This window comes from Bradyrhizobium tropiciagri, assembly GCF_018130505.1.
In the GTDB taxonomy this organism is placed as follows: Bacteria; Pseudomonadota; Alphaproteobacteria; order Rhizobiales; family Xanthobacteraceae; genus Bradyrhizobium; species Bradyrhizobium tropiciagri_B.
In genome coordinates, this window is record NZ_JAFCKH010000009.1 from 90,652 (window position 1) to 113,396 (window position 22,745).

Here is a 22,745-nt window from a genome sequence, read left to right on the forward strand (position 1 = left end):
CATTTCAACCGGTGTCGACCGCAGGAGGCCAAATGTTTCGTTTGTCACGTCGGATCGTACTTGCACTGGGAGTCTTCGCCGCATCCTCATGCGCGCACGCCGCTGACGATGAACTCGTCCTGGGCCAGACGATGCCGTACAGCGGACCGGCCTCCGCCTTGAGCGCCGTCGGAAAGGTTCAAACGCGTTACTTTCAGATGCTCAACGATCAGGGCGGCATCAACGGCCGGAAGGTCAGGCTGATCTCGCTGGACGATTCCTACAGTCCGCCCAAAGCGGTTGAGCAGACGCGCAAGCTGGTCGAGAGCGAAGGCGCGGTGGCGATATTCGGAAGCATGGGCACGGCGCAAAACTCCGCCGTGCAGAAATATCTCAATTCGAAGAAGATTCCGCAGCTCTTCGTCTTCGCGGCCAGCGCCCGTTTTGCCGACCCCAAGGCAGCTCCCTACAGCCTGGCGGGCATGATGCTGTTTGCGACCGAAGCTGCGCTCTACGCGAATGTCGTCGCCGACACATTGCCCGACGCGAAAATCGCCGTTCTGTACCAGAATGACGATTATGGGCGGGAGTACCTGAAAGGATTCAAGGATCAGCTTGCAAAGCGCAATGCCAGCGCGGAGATCGTAGCGGCAGCTCCTTACGAGGTCACGGCACCGTCGGTCGAGTCGCAGATTGTGGCGCTCGCCTCGAGTGGTGCTAATGTCTTCCTCAACGCATCCACGGGCAAGTTCACCTCGCAGGCCATTCGCAAGGCAGGGGAGTTGGGATGGCGCGCCCAGCAATTTCTTCCGATTGGAAGCAATTTCGTGGCGACGATCCTGAAGCCCGCCGGTCTCGATTATGCAAAGGGTGCGATCTCAGCCGTCCAGATGAAGACTGTCGGCGATCCCGAATGGATCAATGATCCAGGCTACGTCGAATGGCTGACATTCATGAAGAAATATTATCCGGAAGGAGACACGACGGAGCAGCTGAACTTCGTCGGGTGGAACATGGCTGTGTTGATGAACAAGGTCATCGCAGCGTGCGGATCCGATCTGTCAGCCGAGAATATTCTGAAGCAGGCTATCTCCCTGAAGAACGTTGAACTGCCAGGTCTGCTGCCGGGATTTAGCATAACTACGAGTGCCGACGACTACCGCCTTTACAGGAAGGCGCGCGTCGAACGGTTCGACGGAGAGCGCTGGGTGCCGGTGCCTGGCATTCCGATCGTTGAAGTGCCGTAGCAAACAAGATCGGTGCCGGGCCTCCCGCGTTGGAGACTCGTGCCATCACCGGCGGATCCGCATGGGCCGCTATCCTTCCGTTCCGACAGCATGGGCATCATGGTCAAGATCAGCTTCAGCATTTCCAAGGGCGACACCCGTACCGTTGACGTCGAGGAGGGCGCAACCGCGATGGAAGCGGCCGTCCGCAACGCTGTTCCCGGAATTGACGCCGAATGCGGTGGCGCCTGCGCATGCGGGACCTGCCACGTTCACGTGGAGGAGGCGTGGCGGACGAAGGTCGGCGGTCGCACGCCGATGGAGGAAGAGATGCTGGCTTTTGGCTACGACGTGCGCCCGAATTCACGCCTTGCGTGCCAGATCAGGATGACCGGCGAACTCGATGGCCTCGCCGTTTCAATCCCTGAGCGGGAGGTGTAGTGGCGGCGAACTCGAACGGCCGGCCTCCATTACCGTCCGGAGCAACCATGCTGTTCGTCATCCATGCCCTCGACCGCATCGGCGCGCTGCCGGTCCGGCTGGCCAACTACGACGCCCACAAGGCTTTTCTGAGCGACACCTCCCGCTTCGGCGTCAAGATCCTGATGTCGGGTCCGCTGATGTCCGATGACGGCGAGAAGATGATTGGCAGCCTCTTCGTGATCGAGGCGATCGGCCGCACCGAAGTCGAGGTTTTCAACCGCGCCGATCCCTTCGCCATCGCCGGAATCTGGGAGCAGGTGACGATCACCAGATTCATACGTCGGCAGGGCTAGACAGCAGCCGACGAGTTTCGAGGTCGCGTCCTGATCCGTGGCGTCGCGCCGAAGTTGATCGCGGCGTGTGACGAATGGGCCCGTCGTGAAGGACGACGGGCCACGATCGCAAACCGTGTCATGAGCGCCCGCCGCACGGCGCATCATTTCTACGAACGCGAATCGGCTCATCGAGGAGGGGCGTGGCTTACGGTCGCGAATGGTTGGTGAGCAAGGGACATTCGCCTTCTGACGCCGGGCGGAAGGCCTCGTCTCCCGGGATGGTTGCGACCACCTTGAGCAGGTCCCATTCGCCGGTCGATTGCTCGGGGGTTTTGGTCTCCAGCAGATACATGTCGCGGATGACGCGGCCGTCCTCGCGAATCCTGCCGTTCTTGGTCATGAAATCGTTGATCGGTGTCGCCCTCATGCGCGCCATGACGGCCTTCGCTTCATCCGTCCCCGCCGCCTGAACCGCCTTGAGATAATGCATTGCCGCGCTGTACGTGCCGGCCTGGACCTCAGTCGGCGGCGCGCCGTGCTCTGCCCAGAACCGTTTCGAGAAGGCGCGGGTCTCGTCGTTCTGGTCCCAATAGAACGCCTCGACGAATTGAAGGCCACGCGTCGCAGCGAGGCCCAAGGCATGGATCTCGGTATCCTGCATCAGCAGGCCGACCACTCTCTGTCCCCGGTCGGTGATGCCGAATTCCGCGGCCTGCTTGATCGTATTGATGGTGTCGGCGCCGGCATTTGCCACGCCGATCACCTGGGCTCCCGAGGCCTGGGCTTGCAGGATGAAGGAGCTGAAATCGGCAGTTCCGGTCGGATGCCTGACGGACCCGAGCACTGTACCGCCGAGCGACTTGACGAACTGGGTTGCGCTCGCCTCGAGGGAATGCCCGAAGGCGTAGTCCGCCGTGACGAAGTACCAGCTTTTGCCGCCCTGATTCACGACCGCCTTTGCGGCGCCCTTGCCCAGCGAGTACGTGTCGTAAACCCAGTGTACGCCGTTTGGCGAGCAGGATTTCCCCGTCAGTTCGGAGGTCGCCGCGACCGTCGCGACGGTGATCCGGTCCTTTTCCGCGGCGAGCTTCTGGACAGCCAGCGCGACCGCGGAGTTTCCCAGCCCGAAGATCGCATCGACCTGTTCGACGTCGAACCATTTTCGCGCGATGCCGACCCCGACATCCGCCTTGTTCTGGAGGTCTCCGCTGATCAGCTCGATCGGTTTGCCCAGCACGGTGCCGCCGAAATCCTTGATCGCCATCTTGACGGCAAGGACGTCGCCGGGTCCGGAGTTCTCGGCATAGGGGCCGGACATATCGTCGAGCACGCCGAGCTTGACGGTGTCGTCAGAGACCTGCGCAACACACGGTGCAGCAGAAAGCGCAGCCAACAGGCTGGCCGTTATTGAGAAAGCCTTGTATCGCATTGATTGTCTCCATCCCCTGTTGTTGTTCTTGATTGTCTGACCACGCCTTGCTTCAGCAGGCGGTTGACGTGTTCCTCGTCGATGCCCGCTTCGTGCAGGATCTCGATGCTGTGTTCGCCCAGCGAAGGAGCGTGCCGGCTGATCTCGGGGTGGGCGCTCGACCACTCGGTGGGAACGGAGATTTCCACGATTTCGCCTTCGGTCGGATGCCGCGAGGTCCGCAGGTAGCCGATCGCGGCCAGATGTTCGTCGGCGAGGATGTCGCCCAGCGAATTCATTCGGGCGGCCGGGATATCGGCCGCCGTGAGAGAGTTCAGCCACTCGTCGGTCGTACGCGTTGCAAGCACCCCGGCAAGGTAACCGTAGACCTCGTCGATGTGCTTCAGCCGAGCGCCCTGCGACGAAAACCGCGCGTCCGCCTCGAACATCGCGGGCTGGCCGATCACCTCGAAGAAGCTGCGCCAATGCTTGTCATTGTAGACGAGGGTGCAGATGTAGCCGTCCAGCGTTCGATGCGGACGGCGATTATGCGCAAGGCTGCGTTGATAGCCGACGTCTCCCAGCGGCGGCTCGAAGGCGCGGCCGGCAAGATGTTCTCCCAGCACGATCGAGAGAAGGCCTTCATACATCGGCACATCGACACGCTGCCCTTCGCGCGTCCTGTTCCGGTGCTGCAGCGCCGCGGTGGCGGCAAGCGCGACCTGCAGCCCGACCACTCGATCCGCGAGGATGGTCGGCGCATAGCGCGGCTCGCTCGCTCCGGCCTGCAATGACAGCCAAGGAATGCCGGACATCCCCTGGATCAGATCGTCATAGGCGGGGCGGGCAGCGTAGGGCCCTCGCTGGCTGAAGCCGAACGCTCCAACGTAGATGATCTTCGGGTTGACCTCTCGTAGATCGTCGTAGGAGAGGCCGAGCCTCGTCATCGCGTTCGGCCGGATATTGTAAACGATGATGTCGGCCGTCTCCGCGAGCTTGAGCAGCACGGACCGTCCGGACGAGCTTTTCAGGTCGATCGAGATCGATCTCTTGTTGCGGTTCGTCGATAGATAGAGGTGGCCCATCCCGGGATGGCGCATGGGGCCGGAGAGCCGCATCACGTCGCCATCCGGCGCCTCGACCTTGATGACGTCGGCACCGTAGTCGCCCAGCAATTGGCAGGCGTAGGGGCCCATTATCACCGTCGTGAGATCGAGCACCCGAATGCCCGTCAGAGGTCCGCTCATGACCGCTTTCCGTCCGCCATTGAAGTCGAATTCGTCTCAGGCGGCGCGCTGCTTCAGCATCTCGCGCGCAACGATCAACTGCTGGATCTGGCTGGTGCCTTCGTAGATCCGGAACAGCCGGGCATCGCGGAACAGCCGTTCGATCGGGTATTCCTTGATGTAACCGTAGCCGCCGTGCACTTGCAGCATGCGGTCGGCAATTCGTCCGAGCGCTTCGGTGGTGAAATACTTGCAGCAGGCGGTTTCCTTGGTGACGGGGAGGCCTTCGTCCTTCATCTTCGCCACACGTTCGATCATCGCCCGGGAGGCAAGCGCTTCCGCCTCGCTGTCCGCCATCATGGCCTGGATCAACTGATACTGGGATATCGGCTTGCCGAATTGCACGCGCTCCTGGGCGTACTTCACGCCCTCATCGATCAGCCTGGCGCTCAATCCGGTCGCGACCGCCGACATGTGCAGCCGCGCATGGTCGAGCGAGCGCATCGCGGTCTTGAAGCCGACGCCCTCACGTCCGCCCAGCAGCGCGCTGGCGGGAACCCTGCAATCCTCGAAGATCACGTCCGCGGTGTGCGACCCTCTGAAGCCCATCTTCCTGTAGTGCGGGGCGACCGTTATTCCCGGCGTGCCGCGCTCGACGAGAAACGCCGAAATAGCGCTGCTGTTCTGCTCCTTGCCGGTGCGCGCGAACACGGTGAAGATCCCGGCGTGCGGGGAGTTCGTGGTGAATCGCTTGGTGCCGTTGATCACATAATGATCGCCGTCCTTGACCGCCTTGGTCTTGAGTGCGGCGGCGTCCGACCCGGCGTCCGGCTCGGTCAGGCAGAAGGAAGCGACTAGCTCGCCCTTGGCAATTCTCGGCAGGTAGCTGCGGCGCTGCTCCTCCGTCCCGTCGATCAGCATGCCGAGCGTGCCGACGCCGTTGCTGGTGCCGAAATAGGAGCGGAACACCGGGGAGGCGTAGCCGATCTCGGCCACGACACAAACCTCGTCGTACATCGACAGGCCGAGACCGCCATACTGCTCGGGAATCGTCATGCCGAAGAAGCCGAGGCTCTTCATCTTGTCGATCAGGTGCTGAGGAATCTCGTCGTGCTCCTCGACCCATTCCTCGGCCGGGATCAGATCCTGACGGACAAAGCGCCTGGTTTCATCGACCATCGATTTCAGCACGTCTGCGTCAGCCATGTCCGCGTACTCCACCCTTCGATTTCTTGCTTGCCGCCCGAACGTAGTGCTCGTGCAGAACGTTGAGATGCCGCTCCATTTCCCGCACCGCGCTTGCCGAGTCGCGGTCGCGCAGATGTTTCAGGAAGCGGCGGCGCGACTTGATGACGTCGATGCCCATGACGGAGCCGACTTCCTGAATGACATCCAGCAGGATGTTCATCAGCGCCCGCATCGTCATGATCAGGATCGGGTTGTCAGTCAGATCGGCGAGCAGCAGGTGAAATTCGACGTTGAGCGCCGTCTTCTCCTGCATCTTGCCGGCGGTGGTGAGCGCCTCGGCGGCGTCGACGTTGGCCTCCAGCGGCCGGAGATCGAGATCATCCAGCTTGCAGACGGTCGTGATCACAGCAGATTCGATCGCCAGCCGCGCCTCGGTCAGTTGCTCCAGCGAAATGCCGCCGACCTGCACCATACCGCGCATGATCTTGGTGAATGGCTGCGGGTTGCTCTTCGCGACGAACGCGCCGCCCTTGGCTCCCTTGCGGAATTCCAGATGTCCGATCGATTCAAGCGATCGCAGCGCCTCGCGAACCGTATGCCGGCTCACCGCAAAGGTGGCCGAGAGCTCTCGCTCGTTCGGCAGCTTTGCCCCGGCCTTCAGCTTGCCGGACTGGATCTGGTCTTCGATCTGGCGGGAGACCTCCTCGAAGATGCGTTTGCTTTTGATCGGTTCGAAATCCATGGTGGTTAAATAGTCAAATGGTTGGACCAAAGCAAGCGGTTTATTCATGCGCCCGCCGCGCGGCTGGCAGTCGCCTGGCTGCCGTGGGACGAGGGAACGACCGCGCCGACGCGAACAGCGTCGCCCGGCAAGATGGGGTGAATGGGATGTCCGGGACTGGATCAGTCGTGCGGCGACGTTCGAGGGCGAGTTCCCCCATCTCACCGAAAGCTATGCTGGCAAGGGCGTCGTGCGTTGCACATGGTGAGTGAAAATGCGGCGTGATGGCGGCTTGTGGCCGTCAAGTGACGTTCCGCAACCTGTAACCAAGGCCCTGTTTCCGACGGCGGTCAGAGGCACGTCAGGCGTCAGCGATCAGCGAGGCGATATCCTCGAGCGGTCGCCGGCTGAAGTCTTTCGCGAGCTCTCCTATGATCTTGCCCTTCAGGTCGCGGTGGAAGTGCTTGCGCATCTCTCCCAGGGTCCGCGGGTCGGAGACAACGACCAGGTGTTCGATGGTCCCGTCCATGCTGAGCTTGTTCAGGAATGCCGCCGTTGCCGCGGCGAAGTCGCCTTCGACGGACCGCCTGCCATCGGGGTTGGCGGCACTGGCGTGATGCCGTGCACCCGAGCCGGCGTGGGCGCGCGCAGGCGAAGCCGCCGTGATCTCGACCAGGTGCACCCCGGGTTTCACGCCTGAATTGTGGAACATGCGGATCGTCTCGCCGTCAACGACGGCCACCGTCGTACCGGTAGGTAGAAGCATCGAAGAATCTCCTGTTCACGATACGACGGGCCTTTGCTTGCCCAGCACGTGGTCTGTCTCGCGGTCGAGGCGGCCGAGCGGGATCATGAACTCACTCGCCGAACCGGTCTCCAGATGTTCGCGCCGGCCAGGACGCCGGCATGGCTGTTGCTGTGCTCACAAGGTGAAATATTCCGCCGGTGGATGACGGCGTGTACGCGATCTCCGTGCCGACGATGGTGCCGGGGCGCCCGGCTGCGTGTACGCGCGGGAGCAAGAGACGCACCCGTGTGCCGGCACCCCGCTCGCTCTCAATACAGACCGTGCTGCCGCCGGCGCTGTCCACGAGCACGACCACATCCTCCAGCGGCGGAACTTCGACGGAGCCGGGTATCGAAACGCCGATTGTCTCTTTGATCTGCATGTCCGACCTCCTGGCTTGTGACCTTTCAACGGAACAGCGACGTCGTCCGTTCGAGCGGCGGGCGCCACAGGCTGGAGATTGAGCCCATGACGGTCGAAAGCAAAATCACCTCTCGCCATGGAGTCGATAGCCGGCCGTTATCGAATTGACTGAGATGCGGACGACCGGCGGCCCATCATAACGCGTGGCTATCGACTTCATGGCGTGACGTCACTTCCCATTCAGCGCGTGGAATTCAATGCTGCGACGACATTACGCGCATCCGAGCGCGCAACATCGAGATCGACTACGGCGCAGCACTCCAGGAGCGAGATACGATCATGTTTTCAGTGATTTTCGAGGTCCTCCCACATAAAGCGAGCTGGGACGATTATCTCGACAACGCCAGGATGTTGCGCCCCGAGCTGGAGCAGGTCGATGGCTTCGTCGACAACATTCGTTACAGGAGCCTGATCCGCGAGGGCTGGATCCTTTCGCTTTCGAACTGGCGGGACGAGAAGGCGCTTGTCCGCTGGCGCACCCGCATGCGCCATCACGAGCTTCAGCAGAGGGGCCGCGACGAAATCCTCGCGGATTACCACCTGCGCGTCGGCCAGATCATCGCCGACAATCGGGTGCCCGCGGGGTACACCCTCACCGAGCAGCGGCTCGACGAGACCGAGGTCGGGGAGGGAACGACGGTCACGCTGATCAACGCTACCCGCCCTGCCGAGTGGACGCAGACCAACAATCCGTACGACTGCGCCGAGTGGCTCGGACTGAACCCGTGGGCGGCCGACTGCGTGTCCTGGGACATCTTCGACGCCGTGCTCACGCCCGGCGACCTGATTCTGCTGATTTCCTGGAAAGACGCCGCCGCAGCGCAGGCCTACGAGGACGCTTCCGCGCCGATCGACCAGGCGAGAGTCCGGAGGGTCCGGATTGTGCGCGACTACGGCAAATACGACCGTCGCGAGGCGCCTCAATACTACGCAGATGCCGAGGGCGGCGAGACCCTGCATGCCTGACGCCGCTCTTTCGGCAAGGCGCAGCCAGGTCGTGGTTCCTGCCAGCGGATGGCGCCAGCCCGAGCGTCGGCTCTCCGGACTATCGCTCGCCCCAGGCCCGTCCGGTTTTGCGCCCACCTCGCAGGGCACTGGCCCAGCTCTCAGAAGTTCCTGAAAGCGTGTCCGTGCGTCCGAATCAACAGGCCGAGCCGTTCCAACGTGTGCACGCAAGATGCATCTACGCCCTATGATCCGACGTGCCCGTCACGTCGTCGAAAAGGCGCGTCAGTATCGACGACAGCCGCACCTTGACGGAGAACACAACCCATGGAGCTTCATCAAGTTCGCTACTTCCTCGCCGTGGCGTCCACGCTCAACTTCACCCGCGCGGCCGAGCAGTGCAATGTCACGCAGCCGGCCCTGACCAAGGCGGTGCAGAAGCTCGAGCAGGAGCTCGGCGGCCAGTTGATCTACCGCGAGCGACAGCTGACGCAGCTCACCGATCTCGGAAAGGAAGTCCTTCCGATGTTGGAGCGCACACTGGCCTCGGCAGAGGCGGTGCGTCGCCGAGCTCTGGAATTCCAACGCAAGGACGTCGCGCCACTGAAGATCGGCCTCGCCCCGTCGATCTCGGCGTCGCTCATCCTCGATCCGATCGCGGAGATCGCAAAGTTCGTCCCTGGACTTCATGTCGAGCTGCGCGAGGGTGCGGCGAAGAAGCTCGTCGACCTCCTGCTTGAGGGCGAGATCAACGCGGCAATGGTCGGGGACGTGCAGGACATGCCCGATCGCATCGATGATTGGTCGCTGTTCGAGGAGCGCTACGTCGCGGTTCTCGCGCCGACGCACCGGCTCGCAAACCGTCCCTCGATCGGCATCGACGACCTCCGTGAGACCGTCTTGCTGGAACGCACCGACTGCGACGTGGCGGTGAAGATCCAGCAGTCGTATTTCCCCGAGGAACCACCTCACCTCGGCCACTGCAGCGGTCACGATTTGCACCTGCAGCACATGGCCGCCGCCGGCTTCGGCGTGATCCTCGCGCCCGAGCACATGCCCCGCCTTCCGACGCTGAAGACCATTCCGCTCGAAGGCTGCCCGGTTTCGCGGGAGGTGCGGCTGCTCGCCGTGCAGGGACGCCGCTACTCGCCGGCGCTTGACGCTTTCGTCAAGGTCGCACGCCTTCGCGACTGGTCGTTCGAAGCCGCCGACCGGAGCGTGCCGCATGCAACGGCCGCGACAGTGGCGAGGGTGCCCGCATGACCACGACACGCACGCCGCCGGCCGACCGCTTGCAGTCTATCGATTCTCAGCCTGACAACTCCCCACCGATGCCAAGCCAGACCGACAAGACACTCGCCCGGATGCGCACCGAGCTGATGACGACGTTCAGCGCCGCGGACTGGGAGTCATACAACCATCTCGTGGGTTGGCTCCGCGATACGGGCGTGGCATCGCACGCGTTGAAGGTCGGAGACGACGCGCCGGATTTCCTCCTGCCCGACGCCGACGGCCGTCTTCATTCCTCGGAACAGCTGCGCCGCAACGGACCCCTCGTCCTGAGTTTCTTCCGAGGCGGCTGGTGTCCGTTCTGCACCGCTGAGCTCTACGCCCTCCAGGCCGCGAAGGATCAGTTCGAGAGCGTCGGCGCGACCCTCGCGGTCGTGACCCCCGAGACGAGAGACTTTCCGCGGCAGCTCAAGCGAAGCCTGGGCCTCGAGCTGAGGGTTCTCTCCGACGTCGACTACGGCGTTGCCATGTCGTATGGCGTGCTGTTCCGCGTGCCCGACGAGACCAAGGCGCACTACTCCGGACTAGGGTTCGACTTCGGCGCCCGGCACGGGTCGTCGACGTGGATGTTGCCCATTCCCGCGACCTACGTGATCGGCGGAGAAGGACGGATCCGCAGCGCGTTCGTCGAGCCCGACTTCACGATACGGGAGGAGCCGTCGCAAATCCTGGCCTCGCTGCGCCGGGTGACTTCGACATCCAGGTGACGGGGCCGAAGGTGGAATGCGAGATCCGGGACAATCCGGCAATGAGCCGCTTTGAAATGCCCCTCGGCGGCTGCTCGCTTGCAGTCGCCTACTACAAGGTCGAAGACGGACGCGTCGTCCTGCTTCACACGGAGGTTCCGCAGGAGCTATCCGGCCTTGGCTACGGATCCAGGCTGGCGCATGGTGTTTTCGAGGTGTTGCGACGCGACGGGAAGAGAGTTATTGCGAAGTGCCCCTTCATGTCGTCCTACGCCGCGCGGCATCCCGAATACGGCGCACTCCTCGACGGCTGATCGCGGACGGACGGAACGTCGGCGCAGAGCGCCTTGGGTGACGATACCTCGTGCCTATCGAATGCATGTCCAAAGGGAATTTCTAATTTCGTCGGCTGCGTCCGATCTTTGGTTTGCCTGGGCCTGCCGAGCACACGCGGTTGGTTCAACAGCGATTTAGACAGTGGTTGAAGTTGTTGCGCCGGATCACATGCCGCGCGCGAGCAGCAAAGGAGACCCCCATGAAATTATCGAGGACTATCGGCCTGGCTGTCGCCGTCTCGCTGGTCGCCGGCACCGCCGCAGCACTCGCGCAGATCAGCGGAGCTACTCCGGCCGGCCCGACCGCGAACGTGGCGGACGCCGCGGGGAATCTGCGCGTGCCGGCGGACTACCGAACCCTCTACCAAGCGCTCGGCAGCTGGGCGATTGCCGCCGACAGCGGCCAGGGCTCGAAAGAAGTCCACACCGTCTACGCATCCCCAGGGACGATCGATGCCTATCGGAAGACGGGCCATTTCCCGGATGGCGCCGTTCTGGTGAAAGAGGTGTTCGCGACTTCGACGAACGAGATGACCACGGGCACGGTGAGCCACGCCGACAAGCTCCAGGGCTGGTTCGTCATGGTCAAGGACAGCAAGGGAACGCACCCCGGCAACCCGTTGTGGGGTGACGGGTGGGGATGGTCGTGGTTCGACGCGGACAAGCCGCTCAAGACCACCTCGACGGACTACCATTCCGATTGCCAGGGGTGCCACGTGCCGGCCCAGGCTACCGACTGGATTTACGTGAATGGATATCCCGTCCTGCGTCGATAGGCGCCTGTATGCGTGGGAGCCTCCTCCTTGCGGGGGCGGCTTACGTTCTGAGTACGAACCAGCGTATGGAGTTCGACGTGACCTTCTCGGTCTACGACATCACTGTCCCTGTCATGGTGCACGGATTGAACGTGATGGACGACTATCTCGACCACGCCCAGGCGCTCGAGCGGGCCGGGGGCATGGAGCCCGGAAGGCTTCTCGGCGAGCGGCTCGCGCCGGACATGCTGACGTTCGGAGAGCAGTTCTCCGTAAACTGCAACAAGGTTGACGCGCACATGGCGAAGCTGATGCAGCGCGACGCGCCGGCCCCCCGCAACACCCCCATGTCGTATCCGGCATTGAAGGCGCGGCTGCTCGAGACGCGCGGCTTCCTGCAAAACGTGCAGCCGGACCAGATTGCCGGTGCGCAGTCCCACACCTACGAGCTGACGCCGCCGATCGTGCGCGGATGGTTCGGCGGCGACGACTATATCCGGCACCTGGTGCTGCCGGACTTCTTCTTTCACATCTCGATTGCGCACGCGATCCTCCGGCAGCTCGGCGCGAAGATCGGGAAGCGCGACTACCTCGGCAATCTCAGCCAGCAAAGCGGCGGTGACTACTCGTGAGAGGCGGGCGCGGTGCGCGGCACGGTGCCGAGGCCTTTAAGGTTGTTGTCATCACCCCGGAGATTACGTCCTGATGGACGGCGTCGAATGTGTAACGGCGTCGAAGCGCCGCTGGGCGATGCTCTGCATCCTGCTCGGACTTGGTCTGAGCTCCCTTGGAAGCGCGATCGTGAATATCGCCTTGCCGGATATCTCGCGTTCATTCGCGAGTAGTGACGCAGCGACCGTCTGGGTCGTAAATGCCTATCAGCTTTCGGCAACGGTTTGCTTGTTGCCTGTTGCAAGCCTGGTCGAATCGCTCGGCCTGAAGCGCGTCTATGCCGCCGGCCTGGCTATTTTCGTGCTCGCGTCGCTGGGGTGCGCATTCGCTCCGACATTGCCGATGCTGGTGAGTGCGCGCTTGCTTCAGGGTGTCGGAGCGGCCGGGGTTTCCGTGGCCGGCGTTGCATTTGTGCGCGTGATCTATCCGCACCGCTTGGTCGGCAAGGGCCTCGCGTTGGTCGCATTGGCGGTGGCGATACCCGGAGCCGTGGGGCCGACCATCGCGGCGGCGATCCTTGCCGTGGCGAAATGGCCCTGGTTGTTTCTGGTGAATGTGCCGTTCGGCCTCGCGGTACCGCTGTTCATTGCCGCTGCACCACCAGACGTTCGGGTTGCTCGCCCGCTCGATCTGGCCGGGACCGCTCTCAATGCGCTGGCGTTCGGGCTGTTCGTCGTCGGCGTCGGCACGCTGGGTATTGGCGATGTGCGCATTGCGATAGGAGAGATCCTGGCCGGTCTTGTCTGTTTCGGCCTCTTCGTTCGACAACAGCTCCAGCACCCCATGCCGATGCTGCCGTTCGATCTGTTCCGCATACCGCTGTTTACCCTATCGGTGTGGACATCCGTCTGCTCCTATGCCGCGCAGATTCTGGCTTATGTCTCCTTGCCGTTCTTATTCGAGACGGGGCTGCATCTTTCGGCAGTGGAGACCGGCTTTCTGTTGACGCCCTGGCCGCTCATGACAGCCATCACGGCTCCAATCGCCGGCCGCCTGACAATCCGCTACCCCGCATCGGTGATTTGCAGCATCGGATTGACGTTGTTGGCGACCGGTTTGTTCCTGATGGTCATCCTGCCGGCAACTCCGGCGAAGTGGGATGTCGTATGGCGGCTGGCGCTTTGCGGCATCGGCTTTGGTCTGTTCCAGACCCCGAACAACACCGCGATGATGACGGCTGGACCCATCGGGCGTAGCGGGGCTGCGAGTGGGATGAATGCCGCGGCTCGCTACGTCGGATGGTCACTCGGTTCCGCCTTGGTCTCGTTGATCTTCGGCTTGGGCGGCGATCATGGCGCGGTCTTTTGCCTGGTCGCGGGAGTGGCCTTCGCTCTGATGGGAGCCGCTACCAGCAGCCTTCGCCGGTTCAGATAGCGGCCAAATGCGGGACGCGAGCACCGATCATCAGCCGCCGGCACTTTCCGGGGCCCCGGCTTTCGCCGCGGCCGGCGTCAGGGTTGCTGCAGCTACAAGGGCGCCGCAGATCGAGGTCGCGGCGGCGACAACGAGGCCGACCTCGTAGCCGGACTGGAAAGACGCGACGCAGGCGGCCAGCGCCACTCCGGCCAGTTGTGCAATCCGGCTCGCCGCATTGTTGATGCCGGAGGCGAGCCCTTCGTCGGCCTGGTCCACGCTCGACATGACCGACGCGGTGAGCGGTGCCACGAGCACAGCGAAGGAAACGCCCAGCAGGGCCATGGGTCCGATCACGCCGAGCATCAGGGATTCTGTCCGGCCGAGCGCCATCCAGACATAGGCAAGCGCCGCACCTGCCGGTCCCGTGACGAGCATGGCCCGCGCGCCAATCTTGTCCGCCAATCTGCCGAAAATATTGGACAAGAGCCCGACGCCGAGCGTGAACGGCAGGAATACCAGCCCGGCGTCGGTCGATGACAGCGCGCGGCGATCGAACAGGTCAAACGGCAGCAGAAAAAACATGATCGAAACTCCCGCATAGACGTTCAGGGTCGCGATGTTCAGCCCGAGGAAGGCGCGGTTCTTCAAGAGGCGGGGTGGCGTCATCGGGTGTTTGCTTCTGCACTCCCAGAACGCGTAGGCAGCGAGCCCGACAATGCCAAGCCAGGCGACGATCAAGGGCATCGTGGCCAGCTGGGCCGGACTGTCCGCGGTAGCCAGAGCTTCAGCGGAGCCGATCTGGCTGAGCGCCCAGGTGAGTGCCCCCATCGCCGAAGCGAGGATCGTGGCGCCAAGCAGGTCGAACTTGCGGTGGATGCGATCATCCTTGGGCGCGAAGACGAGCAGGACCCCTGCTGCTACCAGCGCGAGGGGCGGGTTGATCCACAATACGGATGGCCAGCCAAAAGTTTCGGTCAGCCAGCCGCCGAGGACGGGACCTCCTGCGGTGGTGAGTGCCGACGCCGCGGCCCATACGCCGATCGCCCGGTTCCGCTCGGCGCGCGGATAGGTGGCACCGATCAAAGCAAGGCTGGCGGGGGTGACGATCGCCGCGGCCGCTCCCTGCGCGACGCGGGCAGCGATCAGCCAGGCGGGTGAAGGCGCCAACGCGCAAGCCGCGGACGCCAGACCGAACAGGACGCATCCCAGCGCGAGCATGCGCGCCTTGCCATAAACATCCGCGAGCGCGCCGCCGATCAAAGTCAGCGAGGCGAGCGACAGCATATACCCGTTGAGAACCCATTGAACGGTGGCGAAGTCCGCTCCGAAGTCCGCGCGCAATCTCGGTAACGCAACGGGCAGCGCCGTCGCATCGATGAACGCCATCGACGAGGCGATTACACAGGCCGTGAGCACCATGCGCCGGCACCGAGGCGAGACTTCGTGCCCGGACTCTTGCGGGAAAGGTTCTGTATCGACAACGTCGCGGCTGCGCGGCTCTACAAGCGGCTGCGCCAAATGCCGAGTTCCGTTTAGTCTGCTGTTGGTCCTCACCTCTTTGCCAAGGATTTCAGGTGGCGGACAAAGCCGAGCACATCGGCCGGCATCAGACGGCCGATCGCGCGGGTCGAATAGACGGCCGTCACCACTCGGCCATCGGGATTGAGGACGAAACCCGTTGCTTGGAGGCAGACGGGATCGTCATTGACGAAGGCACCGGTGACGGCGGAAACCGCGCGCGCGTCGGCACCGTAAGCGACGGGGAAACCGAGCTTGTGCTTTTCGACGAGCATCTCCGACTTTTCCCGATCGTCGACCGAGACAGAAACCACCTTGATGCCTTCCTCGGCGAATTCGTCCGCCGCTCGCGCAAAAGCGGCGAGCTGGGCATTGCAGTACGGACACCAGGAACCACGATGGAATAGGACCACACCGAACCAACCGGCCAGATCGGCAGGCAAATGGATTTCGCCGCCACCGACGCGGGCAAAGACAAGGGAGGGAAAGACATCGTTGTTCTGCAGCATCACGACTGACTCCTTGTTGGGAATGTCCGGCGCCCCAAGCGCCGAGCGATCTTTCACCGGTTCTGAAAGGAAACGTCTCGCACCGTGGCGGTCGAACCACGGCGAAGGAAATCGTGTCTCGCCATGGATTCGATAGACGATCGTTATTGCTCGATGCGCCGCGTGATGCCGTCATGTCCTGTGCAACTTGCGCCGCTGCAGCATTCCCCGCTGCTATGGAAACGATATGTGCCGGCTATTGGAAAATCTCGCTCCGCGCTGCGATCAATGGTCATGTCCACTGCTGGCAAATCCCATACACGCGTTGGTCGGCGCGGGACCCCGTTGGCTGCAATGATGTTGCGAGGAGTGACTCGCGAACGGACATGGCGGTATGCCTTCGAGCTGCCGGCTGGGCTCGCGCAGCGCATCGCGCGACGTAACCTGAGCGATAGGTCGTGAGCAGCGCGTCCCTGATCCTGACCGACAGCGGCCTTGCGCTCTCCGCGCTGAAAGCCGCCGGCGCGCAGGGCAGCACCAAGGTGCTCGCCGCGGCGAGCCTGGGCGGCTGCCTCGTGTTCATCAGCGGCGCCGTCGTCACCGTCGCGCTGGCGGCGATTGGCCGTGACATGCGCCTATCGCCGCTCGAGTTGCAGTGGTTGATGAACGCCGAGTTCTTGCCGCTCGCGGCCTTGACCTTGGTCGCCGGCGCTTTGGGGGACCGGTTCGGACAGAAGCGGATGTTTCTCATAGGGATCACCGTCTACGGCCTGAGCGTGGCCGCGATTGGCTTCGCGCCCGGCTTCGCGCCGCTCATCGCCGGTCGCTTCCTGCAAGGCTTGGGCGAAGCTGCGATCTTGCCCAACGGCCTTTCCGTGCTCGGGCAGGCGTTTCCCGCCGACAAGAAAGCCCGCGCCGTCGGCATCTGGTCTGCCGCCGCAGCTGTCGCCAGCGGTGTCGCGCCCGCGATCGCAGGCGTGCTTCTCGACTACGGATCCTGGCGGATGACCTTTCTGATGCTTCTGCCCGTGGCCGCCGGCGCGCTGGTCGTCGGCGCCGTGTGGATACCCAGGGACATACCGACCGGCTACGCCCGGGTCGACGTCGGTGGTGCGGTCCTTTCGACAGTCGGGCTCGGCGGGCTGGGTGCCGGGCTGACCAGCCTGACCAATGGTTCCGGTCCGGACCTTTGGGTGCTCGTCACCCTGATCGTCGGACTGGGCGGCTTGGCCGGCCTGATCGTGACCCAACGGCGATTAGGCGACGACGCGATGCTGCCGCCGTCCCTCTTCGCGTCGCGGTCGGTCGTCGGCGCGAACCTGTTCTCCGTGCTGCTCTACGGGCCATTCACGGTGATGCTGACCTTGATCCCGTTCGTGATGATCAGGGGTGTGTACCTGCCGACCCTGGTGGCGGGCCTGGCCTTTATTCCCCTGCAGGTGCTGATTACGGTCGTCTCGCCGCTCGCCGGTATGCTCTGCCTCCGGTTCGGCCGCCGCTTGCCACTGTTCTCCGGCAGCGCCGTCGTCGCCTTGGGATGCGCGATGGCGCTCCGGATCGGTCCGGGCGCGACCTATTGGGTGGACATCTTCCCCAGCATCCTCTTGCTGGCGCTCGGCATGGGCCTCGCGATCGCGCCGTTGACGACCCTCGTCCTCACCTCCGTCGAGCCCGATCGCGCCGGAACGGCGTCTGGCGTCAACAGTGCGGTCTCCCGCGTCGGGTCGCTCTTCGCCATCGCTCTGCTCGGCGGAGTCCTGCAGCAGGGCGGTCCTCAGCTGTTCTCCGGATTCCACATGGCGATGGCTGTCGCCGCGGTCGCATGCGTTCTCGCCACGCTCGCGGTGTTCATCATCGAGCCGGGGCCTCACGTCGACTTCATCCCGCGAGACCGATCCCAATCCTCAGGCAATAGGAGTAGCTCATGAAGTTCGGATTCACTATCGCTGCCACCTGCGCAGCCCTCAGCTTGTCGATCGCCGGTCCCACCGGCGCCCGTGATCGCGAGGCGCAAACCGTCACGAAGAATTTCGAGGCGACCATTCCGAATATCCCTGGCAAATCCCTGGTCGTCCTGGAGGTCGAATACGCGCCCGGGGCGGCTTCCCCGTCCCACACCCATGCGAAGTCGGCTTTCATCTATGCCTACGTGATCTCAGGCGCGATCGAGTCGAAGGTGAATGACGGCGGGACGCGCATCTATCGGGCAGGCGAGAGCTGGTCGGAGCCGCCGGGGGCGACCCATTCGATCAGCCGCAACGCGAGCAAGTCAGAGCCGGCAAAGCTGCTCGCCGCCTTCGTTCTCGACACCAATGACAGCCCGCTGACGACGCCGGTCAAATAGCCAACTCACTGCGCCAGGCAGAAATCCACGGTGGTGAAAGCGGCCGCGAGTTCACCGCGGACCGTCCGTCATCTGCCCTGTCATCGAAAGCGGAAAATATGGATCACGCACACGACATCATTCACCCCGTAGAAGATTCATTCGCCCGGGACGTTCTCGCCGGACTATCCGCTGATGTGAAGACATTGCCGAGCCGTTGGTTATACGACGAGCGCGGATCTGCGCTTTTTGAAGAGATAACGAGGCTGGATGAGTATTACCTGACTCGAGCCGAAACCTCGATCCTGCGGGAACGGCAGAATGACATCGCCGATTTCGTAGAGTCCGGCGCGATCCTCATCGAGTATGGTGCGGGAGCCGGCGTCAAGACAGAGCTCGTGCTGGCGGGGCTGCGCGAGCCGAGAGGCTACGTGCCGATCGATATCGCCGACACCTTCCTTGCGGAAACGTCGAAGCGAATCGCCTTGCGCTTTCCATCGCTCTGGGTCCGCCCCATCGAGCGCAATTTCCTGGATGTATTTAAGGTTCCGTTTGACGAGTCCGATGGCGGCAGGACTGGATTTTTCCCAGGCTCGACGATGGGAAATTTGAACGCGAGTGAGGCGAAGACCTTGCTTACGCAGATGGGCCAGCACCTGGGCGACGACGGACGTGCCATCATCGGTGTCGATCTCCAGAAAAACGTCGGCACGCTGCTGCGCGCCTACGATGACAGCGCAGGTGTGACGGCCGCCTTCAACCTCAATCTCCTTGAGCGGATCAACGCCGAACTGGGCGGTGACTTCCGTTTGGAGCAGTTCGAGCACGCGGCGCGCTGGAACGAGATCGAGAAAGCCGTCGAGATGCACCTCGTCAGCCTATGCGATCAGCGCGTCACAATCTGTGGGCGGACGTTCGATTTCAGGACGTCGGAAACGATCCACACCGAGAGCTCCCGAAAATACACTGCAGAGAGCTTCGAGCGGCTCGCCCGCTCCGGCGGATGGAGAGTTGCCGAGGCCTGGCAGGATGCGGACCGGCTGTTCGGTCTGTTCGGGCTCATTCGCGGCTGAATAATCGATCGCCCGATCGCCGTTCGAGCCTGCCTCCATGAGGCGGGCTCGCCGCCATGCAATGGTCTCGAGTATCAGCGGAGGGCGAACACGTCCGGGTTCGTCCCGCACGTGCTCGCCGCTTTTCGTTGGATGCGACCGGATCGAGCCTAGATCGAGCCAGCCGGCGCAACGGCAGGAAAGTCCTTCTCCGGATCGAACACATTATTGAAGAAGTTCGTCAGGGAGTACATTGCAACCAGCGCGACGATCTCAATGACGTTCGCATCCGTGTAGCCCGCATCGCGGACGGCCTTCAGATCGGCGTCGCTGACCTTGCCGCGGGTCATGATGACCTTGCGTGCAAACTGGATGGCGGCATCCCGCTTGGTGTCGCTGGCATGGCCCATCCGGGCGAGAATGATTTCATTCGCCGGCAGCTTCGCCATATGCTCGGCCGTAAAGCTGTGAACCGTCAGGCAGTAGTCGCAGCCATTCACTTCGGAGACGGCGAGACCGATGCTGTCGCGCGTTTTCACGTCGAGCGCCTTGCTCAGCGAGCCGAGCAGGGTGGCCCATGAGTTGAACGCGATCGGGCTTGCCGCGAAGGTCGACATCATGTTTGGAGTGAACCCGATGTTCTTGGTGAACATATCGAGGGTCGGTTTCGAATCGGCCGGCACTCGTTCCGGCTTCAAAGCCGCGCTTCTTGGCATCATAGGCTCCATAAATTGCTGGGTTCACAGGCAGTCAAACGAGATCCAATACGTCAGCCACCGGACGACGCGGCTTTTGCGCCCAGTTTCCCGGACGCTCCGCCCCTACGGACAACAGCATGACCGGTACCTCGTCCTTGGTCAGTCCAAACTCGCGGTGCACCGCGTCGGCATCGAAGCCGATCATCGGCGTCGAACCCAGGCCGAGGGAGCGGGCCGCGTAGATCATCGCCGCTGCGCCGAAGGTGCCGGTGCGGACGGCCTCGTCGCGCTGGCGCTGCGGGTACTCCATGTACAGATCACGTGCGGGGATTTCCCATTCCGGCACCATCTTTGCCGGCATGATGCCCGCCTTCACCAGCGGTGCCAGTCGCTCCGGTACGACGCTGGAATCGGCCAACTGGCCGCAGACGATGAAGGTAACGGCCGCTTCGGTGATCGCGGGCTGGCTCCAGGCGATCGGACTCAGCCGCGCTTTCGCTTCCGGCGTGCGCACGGCGATGAAGCGCCAGTTCTGCAAGTGGAAGGATGTCGGCGCGGCGGTGCCGATTCGCACCAGCTCGCGGATTTGTTCGTCGCTCAAGGTGGCGGTCGGATCATAGTACTTGGTGGAGCTGCGGCTCAGGATGCATTCGATGACGGCGTTGGTCATGGTGATTCCGTTAGTCATGGCGATTCCTATGAGTGAAGGGATGGGTTGACCTTGCTGGAGATGCCGCAGGCAGTTAGCCCGTTCGACATCTGGCGCCGGGGTCCACGGGTCGTTTTCCAAGTTGCGCCGGCTCGTCTGACCGGACGCAGCCGCTGCATGCCGGAAGGCGTTCGTCGTTTACGGACGAGCGCGGATGATCGTCTTCCCGCCGGTGCGCTTGGTCGGATTGAACGCGGCAACGGCGTCGTCGAGCGTCGCGATCGTGCCGATGTTGGTCCGCAGCCGTCCGTCCCGCACCCGCTGGACGATCTCGGTCAGTTGGGCGCGATCGGACTCGACGACGAAGTCAACCGCGAAGACATCGGCGAGCCGTTCCTCAACCGGGCCCACGATGGACACCAGCTTTCCTCCAGCTCGAATCAGCCGCGCGGAACGCTTCCCGATGTCGCCGCCGATGACGTCGAACACCAGATCGACCCCGCCGACATCTTCGAGGGTGTCGTTGTCGAGATCGACGAACTCCTTCGCGCCGAAGTCGAGCGCCTTCTGACGATCGGCCGCGCGCCCTGTGCCGATGACGTAGGCGCCGGCCTCTCGTGCGAGTTGCGTCACCATCGACCCGACTGCGCCGGCCGCACCGTGCGCGAGGACGCTGTGCCCCGCCTGAATGCGGCCGTGCTGGAACAATCCCTGCCATGCAGTCAGGCCCGAGATCGGCAAGCTCGCGCCCACGGTGAAGTCGACGTCGCCCGGCAGCGGCGCGAGATTGCGTGCTTCAATCGCCAGGTACTCGGCCAGGGTGCCGTCGCGATACCAGTCAGCGAGGCCGAACACCCGTTGTCCCACCGACAGCCCCGTCGTGCCATACCCGAGGGCGGTCACCACTCCAGCCAGCTCGTGGCCAGGGATTGCCGGTGTCCGGTCACGATCGAGGCGATCGGTCCAGGTCGAGGGCCACGCCAGCTCGGTGGGGACAAATCCCGACGCATGAACCTGAACGACGACGTCGTTGATTGCCGCCTGCGGCTCGCGCCGCTCCACGAGCGTCATCCCGGCCGTTCCCGCAGCTTGATCCGTTACGACGATTGCTTTCATCGTCCATCTCCTTGTGTGTGGTATGGCTTTCCTTGCAGGCTGATAAAAAGTACGATCGCGAAACTCGATGGTCCAATGACCTGTGGATATGGAATCGATGCCATCGGCGTGGCTCGGCTCAGACCGGGAGCCGGTCGAATTGCTCTCGACGAACCGCTTACGGATGTCGCGGTCATGGCCATGGCCTGTTCACCGAGCTGGTGACCCTGCGGCTATGATGGACCTTGGTGCGCCCGGTGCAATGACCGGCGGCGCGAGAGACGCTCAATCCGGTGTGATATTCGGGATTGGGAGTTCGGCCAGGTCATCCTCGTAGCTGGCCTGGGGGCTTTCGTCGTGGCCGCAAGCAGTGACATCCAGGCGCGTGCTGATATCCGCACTGGTGCCGAGAATTCTGCCTACGGGACAAAGGTTCGCGGCTTCCAGCAAGAATGCGCGCTGCGGCGCGTCGAGCTCTCCGCCCAGCACGAGGATGCGCTCGAATGAATCTCTCTTGCCTTGGGATCCATGGCGGAAGCTGACGCCCACCGCCACCCGCTCCAGCGGAAGTTTCTGGCGGCGGGCCTGAAAACGAACGCTCATGGCGGTGCATGCGGCGAGAGATGCGCTGAGAAGGTCGTAAGGATTGGGACCAGAAGAAATCCGGCCGACGCCATCCGGACCACCGACGGGAAACCGGGAGTCGCCGACATGGCAAACCAGCGCACCGTGATTTGTGGGGTCGCTTGCAACGACGACTTCGCGAATCTTGGTCATGATTGGGCCCGATCGTTCGAATGATTGATCTACCGGCCTCGACGAGTGTGTACGCTGCGCAAAGCAGTGTTGAAGTGCATGCGAAACCGCGTCCGGCCGGTACGTTCAGCAGCTAAATCCGACGACCATTCGGGTAAAGCTATCGTATCCATAACCGCCCGGAATGCTCGGCGTGAGGTTGTCTTCGCGCCGGGCCATCGCGCCTCGGTCAGCGTTCCAGCTGATGGGACTTTCTTGCTACTGCGTCAGGCCGCGCGGCAATAACGACCGTTTATCGACTCCATTGCGAGAGGTGATTTCCCCTCGCCGTCATTGCGCGGCCATTCTCCAAAGCATCGTCGAGCCGAAACTTGCGGTGCTGCGATCGACCTGCAGCGTCATTGAAATCAA

Annotated in this window: 25 protein-coding genes; 13 read left to right on the forward strand and 12 right to left on the reverse strand. The window is 63.0% G+C overall.

The genetic code is table 11. The features are described 5' to 3' along the window. Positions 1-32 precede the first annotated feature (32 nt). The 3 genes from JQ633_RS22965 to JQ633_RS22975 all read left to right on the forward strand — a co-directional run bounded on the left by JQ633_RS22965 (position 33) and on the right by JQ633_RS22975 (position 1,981). Entirely contained in the window at positions 33-1,226 is a 1,194-nt protein-coding gene (locus JQ633_RS22965; protein WP_211987352.1) for an ABC transporter substrate-binding protein, read from the forward strand. Positions 1,227-1,325: 99 nt separating this feature from the next. Next, positions 1,326-1,646, forward strand: a complete 321-nt coding sequence (locus tag JQ633_RS22970) for a 2Fe-2S iron-sulfur cluster-binding protein (protein ID WP_211987353.1) — start codon at positions 1,326-1,328, stop codon at positions 1,644-1,646. Between the two features lie 47 nt (positions 1,647-1,693). Beyond that, positions 1,694-1,981 (forward strand): YciI family protein, encoded by a 288-nt coding sequence (locus JQ633_RS22975; RefSeq protein ID WP_211987354.1) that lies wholly within the window; start codon positions 1,694-1,696, stop codon positions 1,979-1,981. A gap of 187 nt (positions 1,982-2,168) precedes the next feature. Here the strand turns inward: JQ633_RS22975 and JQ633_RS22980 are convergent, their stop codons facing one another. The 6 genes from JQ633_RS22980 to JQ633_RS23005 all read right to left on the reverse strand — a co-directional run bounded on the left by JQ633_RS22980 (position 2,169) and on the right by JQ633_RS23005 (position 7,675). Then, positions 2,169-3,392, reverse strand: coding sequence for an ABC transporter substrate-binding protein (locus JQ633_RS22980; protein ID WP_211987355.1), 1,224 nt, complete (start codon positions 3,390-3,392; stop codon positions 2,169-2,171). Beyond that, on the reverse strand, positions 3,368-4,618 hold the full coding sequence (locus JQ633_RS22985) for a CaiB/BaiF CoA transferase family protein (RefSeq protein ID WP_211987356.1): 1,251 nt from the start codon (positions 4,616-4,618) through the stop codon (positions 3,368-3,370). Before JQ633_RS22985 ends, JQ633_RS22980 begins: the two co-directional genes overlap by 25 nt. A gap of 36 nt (positions 4,619-4,654) precedes the next feature. Further along, the gene (locus tag JQ633_RS22990; RefSeq protein ID WP_211987357.1) at positions 4,655-5,803 is read right to left on the reverse strand and encodes an acyl-CoA dehydrogenase family protein; all 1,149 of its coding nucleotides are present in this window, start codon (positions 5,801-5,803) and stop codon (positions 4,655-4,657) included. After that, positions 5,796-6,731 (reverse strand): FadR/GntR family transcriptional regulator, encoded by a 936-nt coding sequence (locus JQ633_RS22995; RefSeq protein WP_211987358.1) that lies wholly within the window; start codon positions 6,729-6,731, stop codon positions 5,796-5,798. Before JQ633_RS22995 ends, JQ633_RS22990 begins: the two co-directional genes overlap by 8 nt. 136 nt (positions 6,732-6,867) lie before the next feature. Continuing rightward, the gene (locus JQ633_RS23000; RefSeq protein WP_211987359.1) at positions 6,868-7,272 is read right to left on the reverse strand and encodes a host attachment protein; all 405 of its coding nucleotides are present in this window, start codon (positions 7,270-7,272) and stop codon (positions 6,868-6,870) included. Between the two features lie 91 nt (positions 7,273-7,363). Continuing rightward, a complete protein-coding gene (locus JQ633_RS23005; RefSeq protein WP_211987360.1) occupies positions 7,364-7,675 on the reverse strand; it encodes a hypothetical protein in 312 nt (103 codons plus the stop codon). Positions 7,676-7,995: 320 nt separating this feature from the next. On the opposite strand from JQ633_RS23005, the gene JQ633_RS23010 reads away from it, so the two are divergent. The 7 genes from JQ633_RS23010 to JQ633_RS23040 all read left to right on the forward strand — a co-directional run bounded on the left by JQ633_RS23010 (position 7,996) and on the right by JQ633_RS23040 (position 13,773). Beyond that, positions 7,996-8,682 carry an antibiotic biosynthesis monooxygenase family protein gene (locus tag JQ633_RS23010; protein WP_211987361.1) on the forward strand — a complete coding sequence of 229 codons (687 nt, stop codon included), beginning with the start codon at positions 7,996-7,998 and terminating at the stop codon, positions 8,680-8,682. A gap of 306 nt (positions 8,683-8,988) precedes the next feature. Then, the gene (locus tag JQ633_RS23015; RefSeq protein WP_211987362.1) at positions 8,989-9,924 is read left to right on the forward strand and encodes a LysR family transcriptional regulator; all 936 of its coding nucleotides are present in this window, start codon (positions 8,989-8,991) and stop codon (positions 9,922-9,924) included. Next, complete coding sequence (locus JQ633_RS23020; protein ID WP_211987363.1) at positions 9,921-10,658, forward strand: peroxiredoxin-like family protein; 738 nt, start codon at positions 9,921-9,923, stop codon at positions 10,656-10,658. The genes JQ633_RS23015 and JQ633_RS23020 overlap by 4 nt, the downstream gene beginning before the upstream one ends. Before the next feature lie 41 nt (positions 10,659-10,699). Then, positions 10,700-10,951 carry a GNAT family N-acetyltransferase gene (locus JQ633_RS23025; RefSeq protein ID WP_211987364.1) on the forward strand — a complete coding sequence of 84 codons (252 nt, stop codon included), beginning with the start codon at positions 10,700-10,702 and terminating at the stop codon, positions 10,949-10,951. Between the two features lie 221 nt (positions 10,952-11,172). Beyond that, positions 11,173-11,748: a cytochrome P460 family protein gene (locus JQ633_RS23030; protein WP_211987365.1), complete on the forward strand. Its 576-nt coding sequence runs from the start codon at positions 11,173-11,175 to the stop codon at positions 11,746-11,748. Positions 11,749-11,813: 65 nt separating this feature from the next. Next, on the forward strand, positions 11,814-12,359 hold the full coding sequence (locus tag JQ633_RS23035) for a DUF1993 domain-containing protein (RefSeq protein WP_211987366.1): 546 nt from the start codon (positions 11,814-11,816) through the stop codon (positions 12,357-12,359). 73 nt (positions 12,360-12,432) lie between these two features. Further along, the gene (locus JQ633_RS23040) at positions 12,433-13,773 is read left to right on the forward strand and encodes an MFS transporter (protein ID WP_211987367.1); all 1,341 of its coding nucleotides are present in this window, start codon (positions 12,433-12,435) and stop codon (positions 13,771-13,773) included. A gap of 30 nt (positions 13,774-13,803) precedes the next feature. On the opposite strand, the gene JQ633_RS23045 is transcribed toward JQ633_RS23040, so the two are convergent. Then, positions 13,804-15,174, reverse strand: coding sequence for an MFS transporter (locus JQ633_RS23045; protein WP_211987368.1), 1,371 nt, complete (start codon positions 15,172-15,174; stop codon positions 13,804-13,806). Between the two features lie 131 nt (positions 15,175-15,305). Further along, positions 15,306-15,782, reverse strand: coding sequence for a redoxin domain-containing protein (locus JQ633_RS23050; RefSeq protein WP_211987595.1), 477 nt, complete (start codon positions 15,780-15,782; stop codon positions 15,306-15,308). 437 nt (positions 15,783-16,219) lie between these two features. On the opposite strand from JQ633_RS23050, the gene JQ633_RS23055 reads away from it, so the two are divergent. The 3 genes from JQ633_RS23055 (at position 16,220) to egtD (ending at position 19,157) form a co-directional block, all read left to right on the forward strand. After that, positions 16,220-17,689 (forward strand): MFS transporter, encoded by a 1,470-nt coding sequence (locus JQ633_RS23055; RefSeq protein WP_211987369.1) that lies wholly within the window; start codon positions 16,220-16,222, stop codon positions 17,687-17,689. Then, positions 17,686-18,105 carry a cupin domain-containing protein gene (locus tag JQ633_RS23060; protein WP_211987370.1) on the forward strand — a complete coding sequence of 140 codons (420 nt, stop codon included), beginning with the start codon at positions 17,686-17,688 and terminating at the stop codon, positions 18,103-18,105. Before JQ633_RS23055 ends, JQ633_RS23060 begins: the two co-directional genes overlap by 4 nt. Before the next feature lie 98 nt (positions 18,106-18,203). Further along, on the forward strand, positions 18,204-19,157 hold the full coding sequence (gene egtD / locus JQ633_RS23065) for an L-histidine N(alpha)-methyltransferase (RefSeq protein WP_211987371.1): 954 nt from the start codon (positions 18,204-18,206) through the stop codon (positions 19,155-19,157). A gap of 149 nt (positions 19,158-19,306) precedes the next feature. Here egtD and JQ633_RS23070 read toward each other — a convergent pair whose 3' ends face one another. The 4 genes from JQ633_RS23070 to JQ633_RS23085 form a co-directional block, all read right to left on the reverse strand. Beyond that, positions 19,307-19,852, reverse strand: coding sequence for a carboxymuconolactone decarboxylase family protein (locus tag JQ633_RS23070; RefSeq protein WP_211987372.1), 546 nt, complete (start codon positions 19,850-19,852; stop codon positions 19,307-19,309). Positions 19,853-19,886: 34 nt separating this feature from the next. Next, a complete protein-coding gene (locus tag JQ633_RS23075; RefSeq protein ID WP_211987373.1) occupies positions 19,887-20,504 on the reverse strand; it encodes a nitroreductase family protein in 618 nt (205 codons plus the stop codon). 177 nt (positions 20,505-20,681) lie between these two features. Beyond that, positions 20,682-21,599 carry an NADP-dependent oxidoreductase gene (locus JQ633_RS23080; RefSeq protein ID WP_211987374.1) on the reverse strand — a complete coding sequence of 306 codons (918 nt, stop codon included), beginning with the start codon at positions 21,597-21,599 and terminating at the stop codon, positions 20,682-20,684. A 264-nt stretch (positions 21,600-21,863) separates the two neighbouring features. Next, the gene (locus tag JQ633_RS23085) at positions 21,864-22,355 is read right to left on the reverse strand and encodes an OsmC family protein (protein WP_211987375.1); all 492 of its coding nucleotides are present in this window, start codon (positions 22,353-22,355) and stop codon (positions 21,864-21,866) included. Positions 22,356-22,745 lie beyond the last annotated feature (390 nt).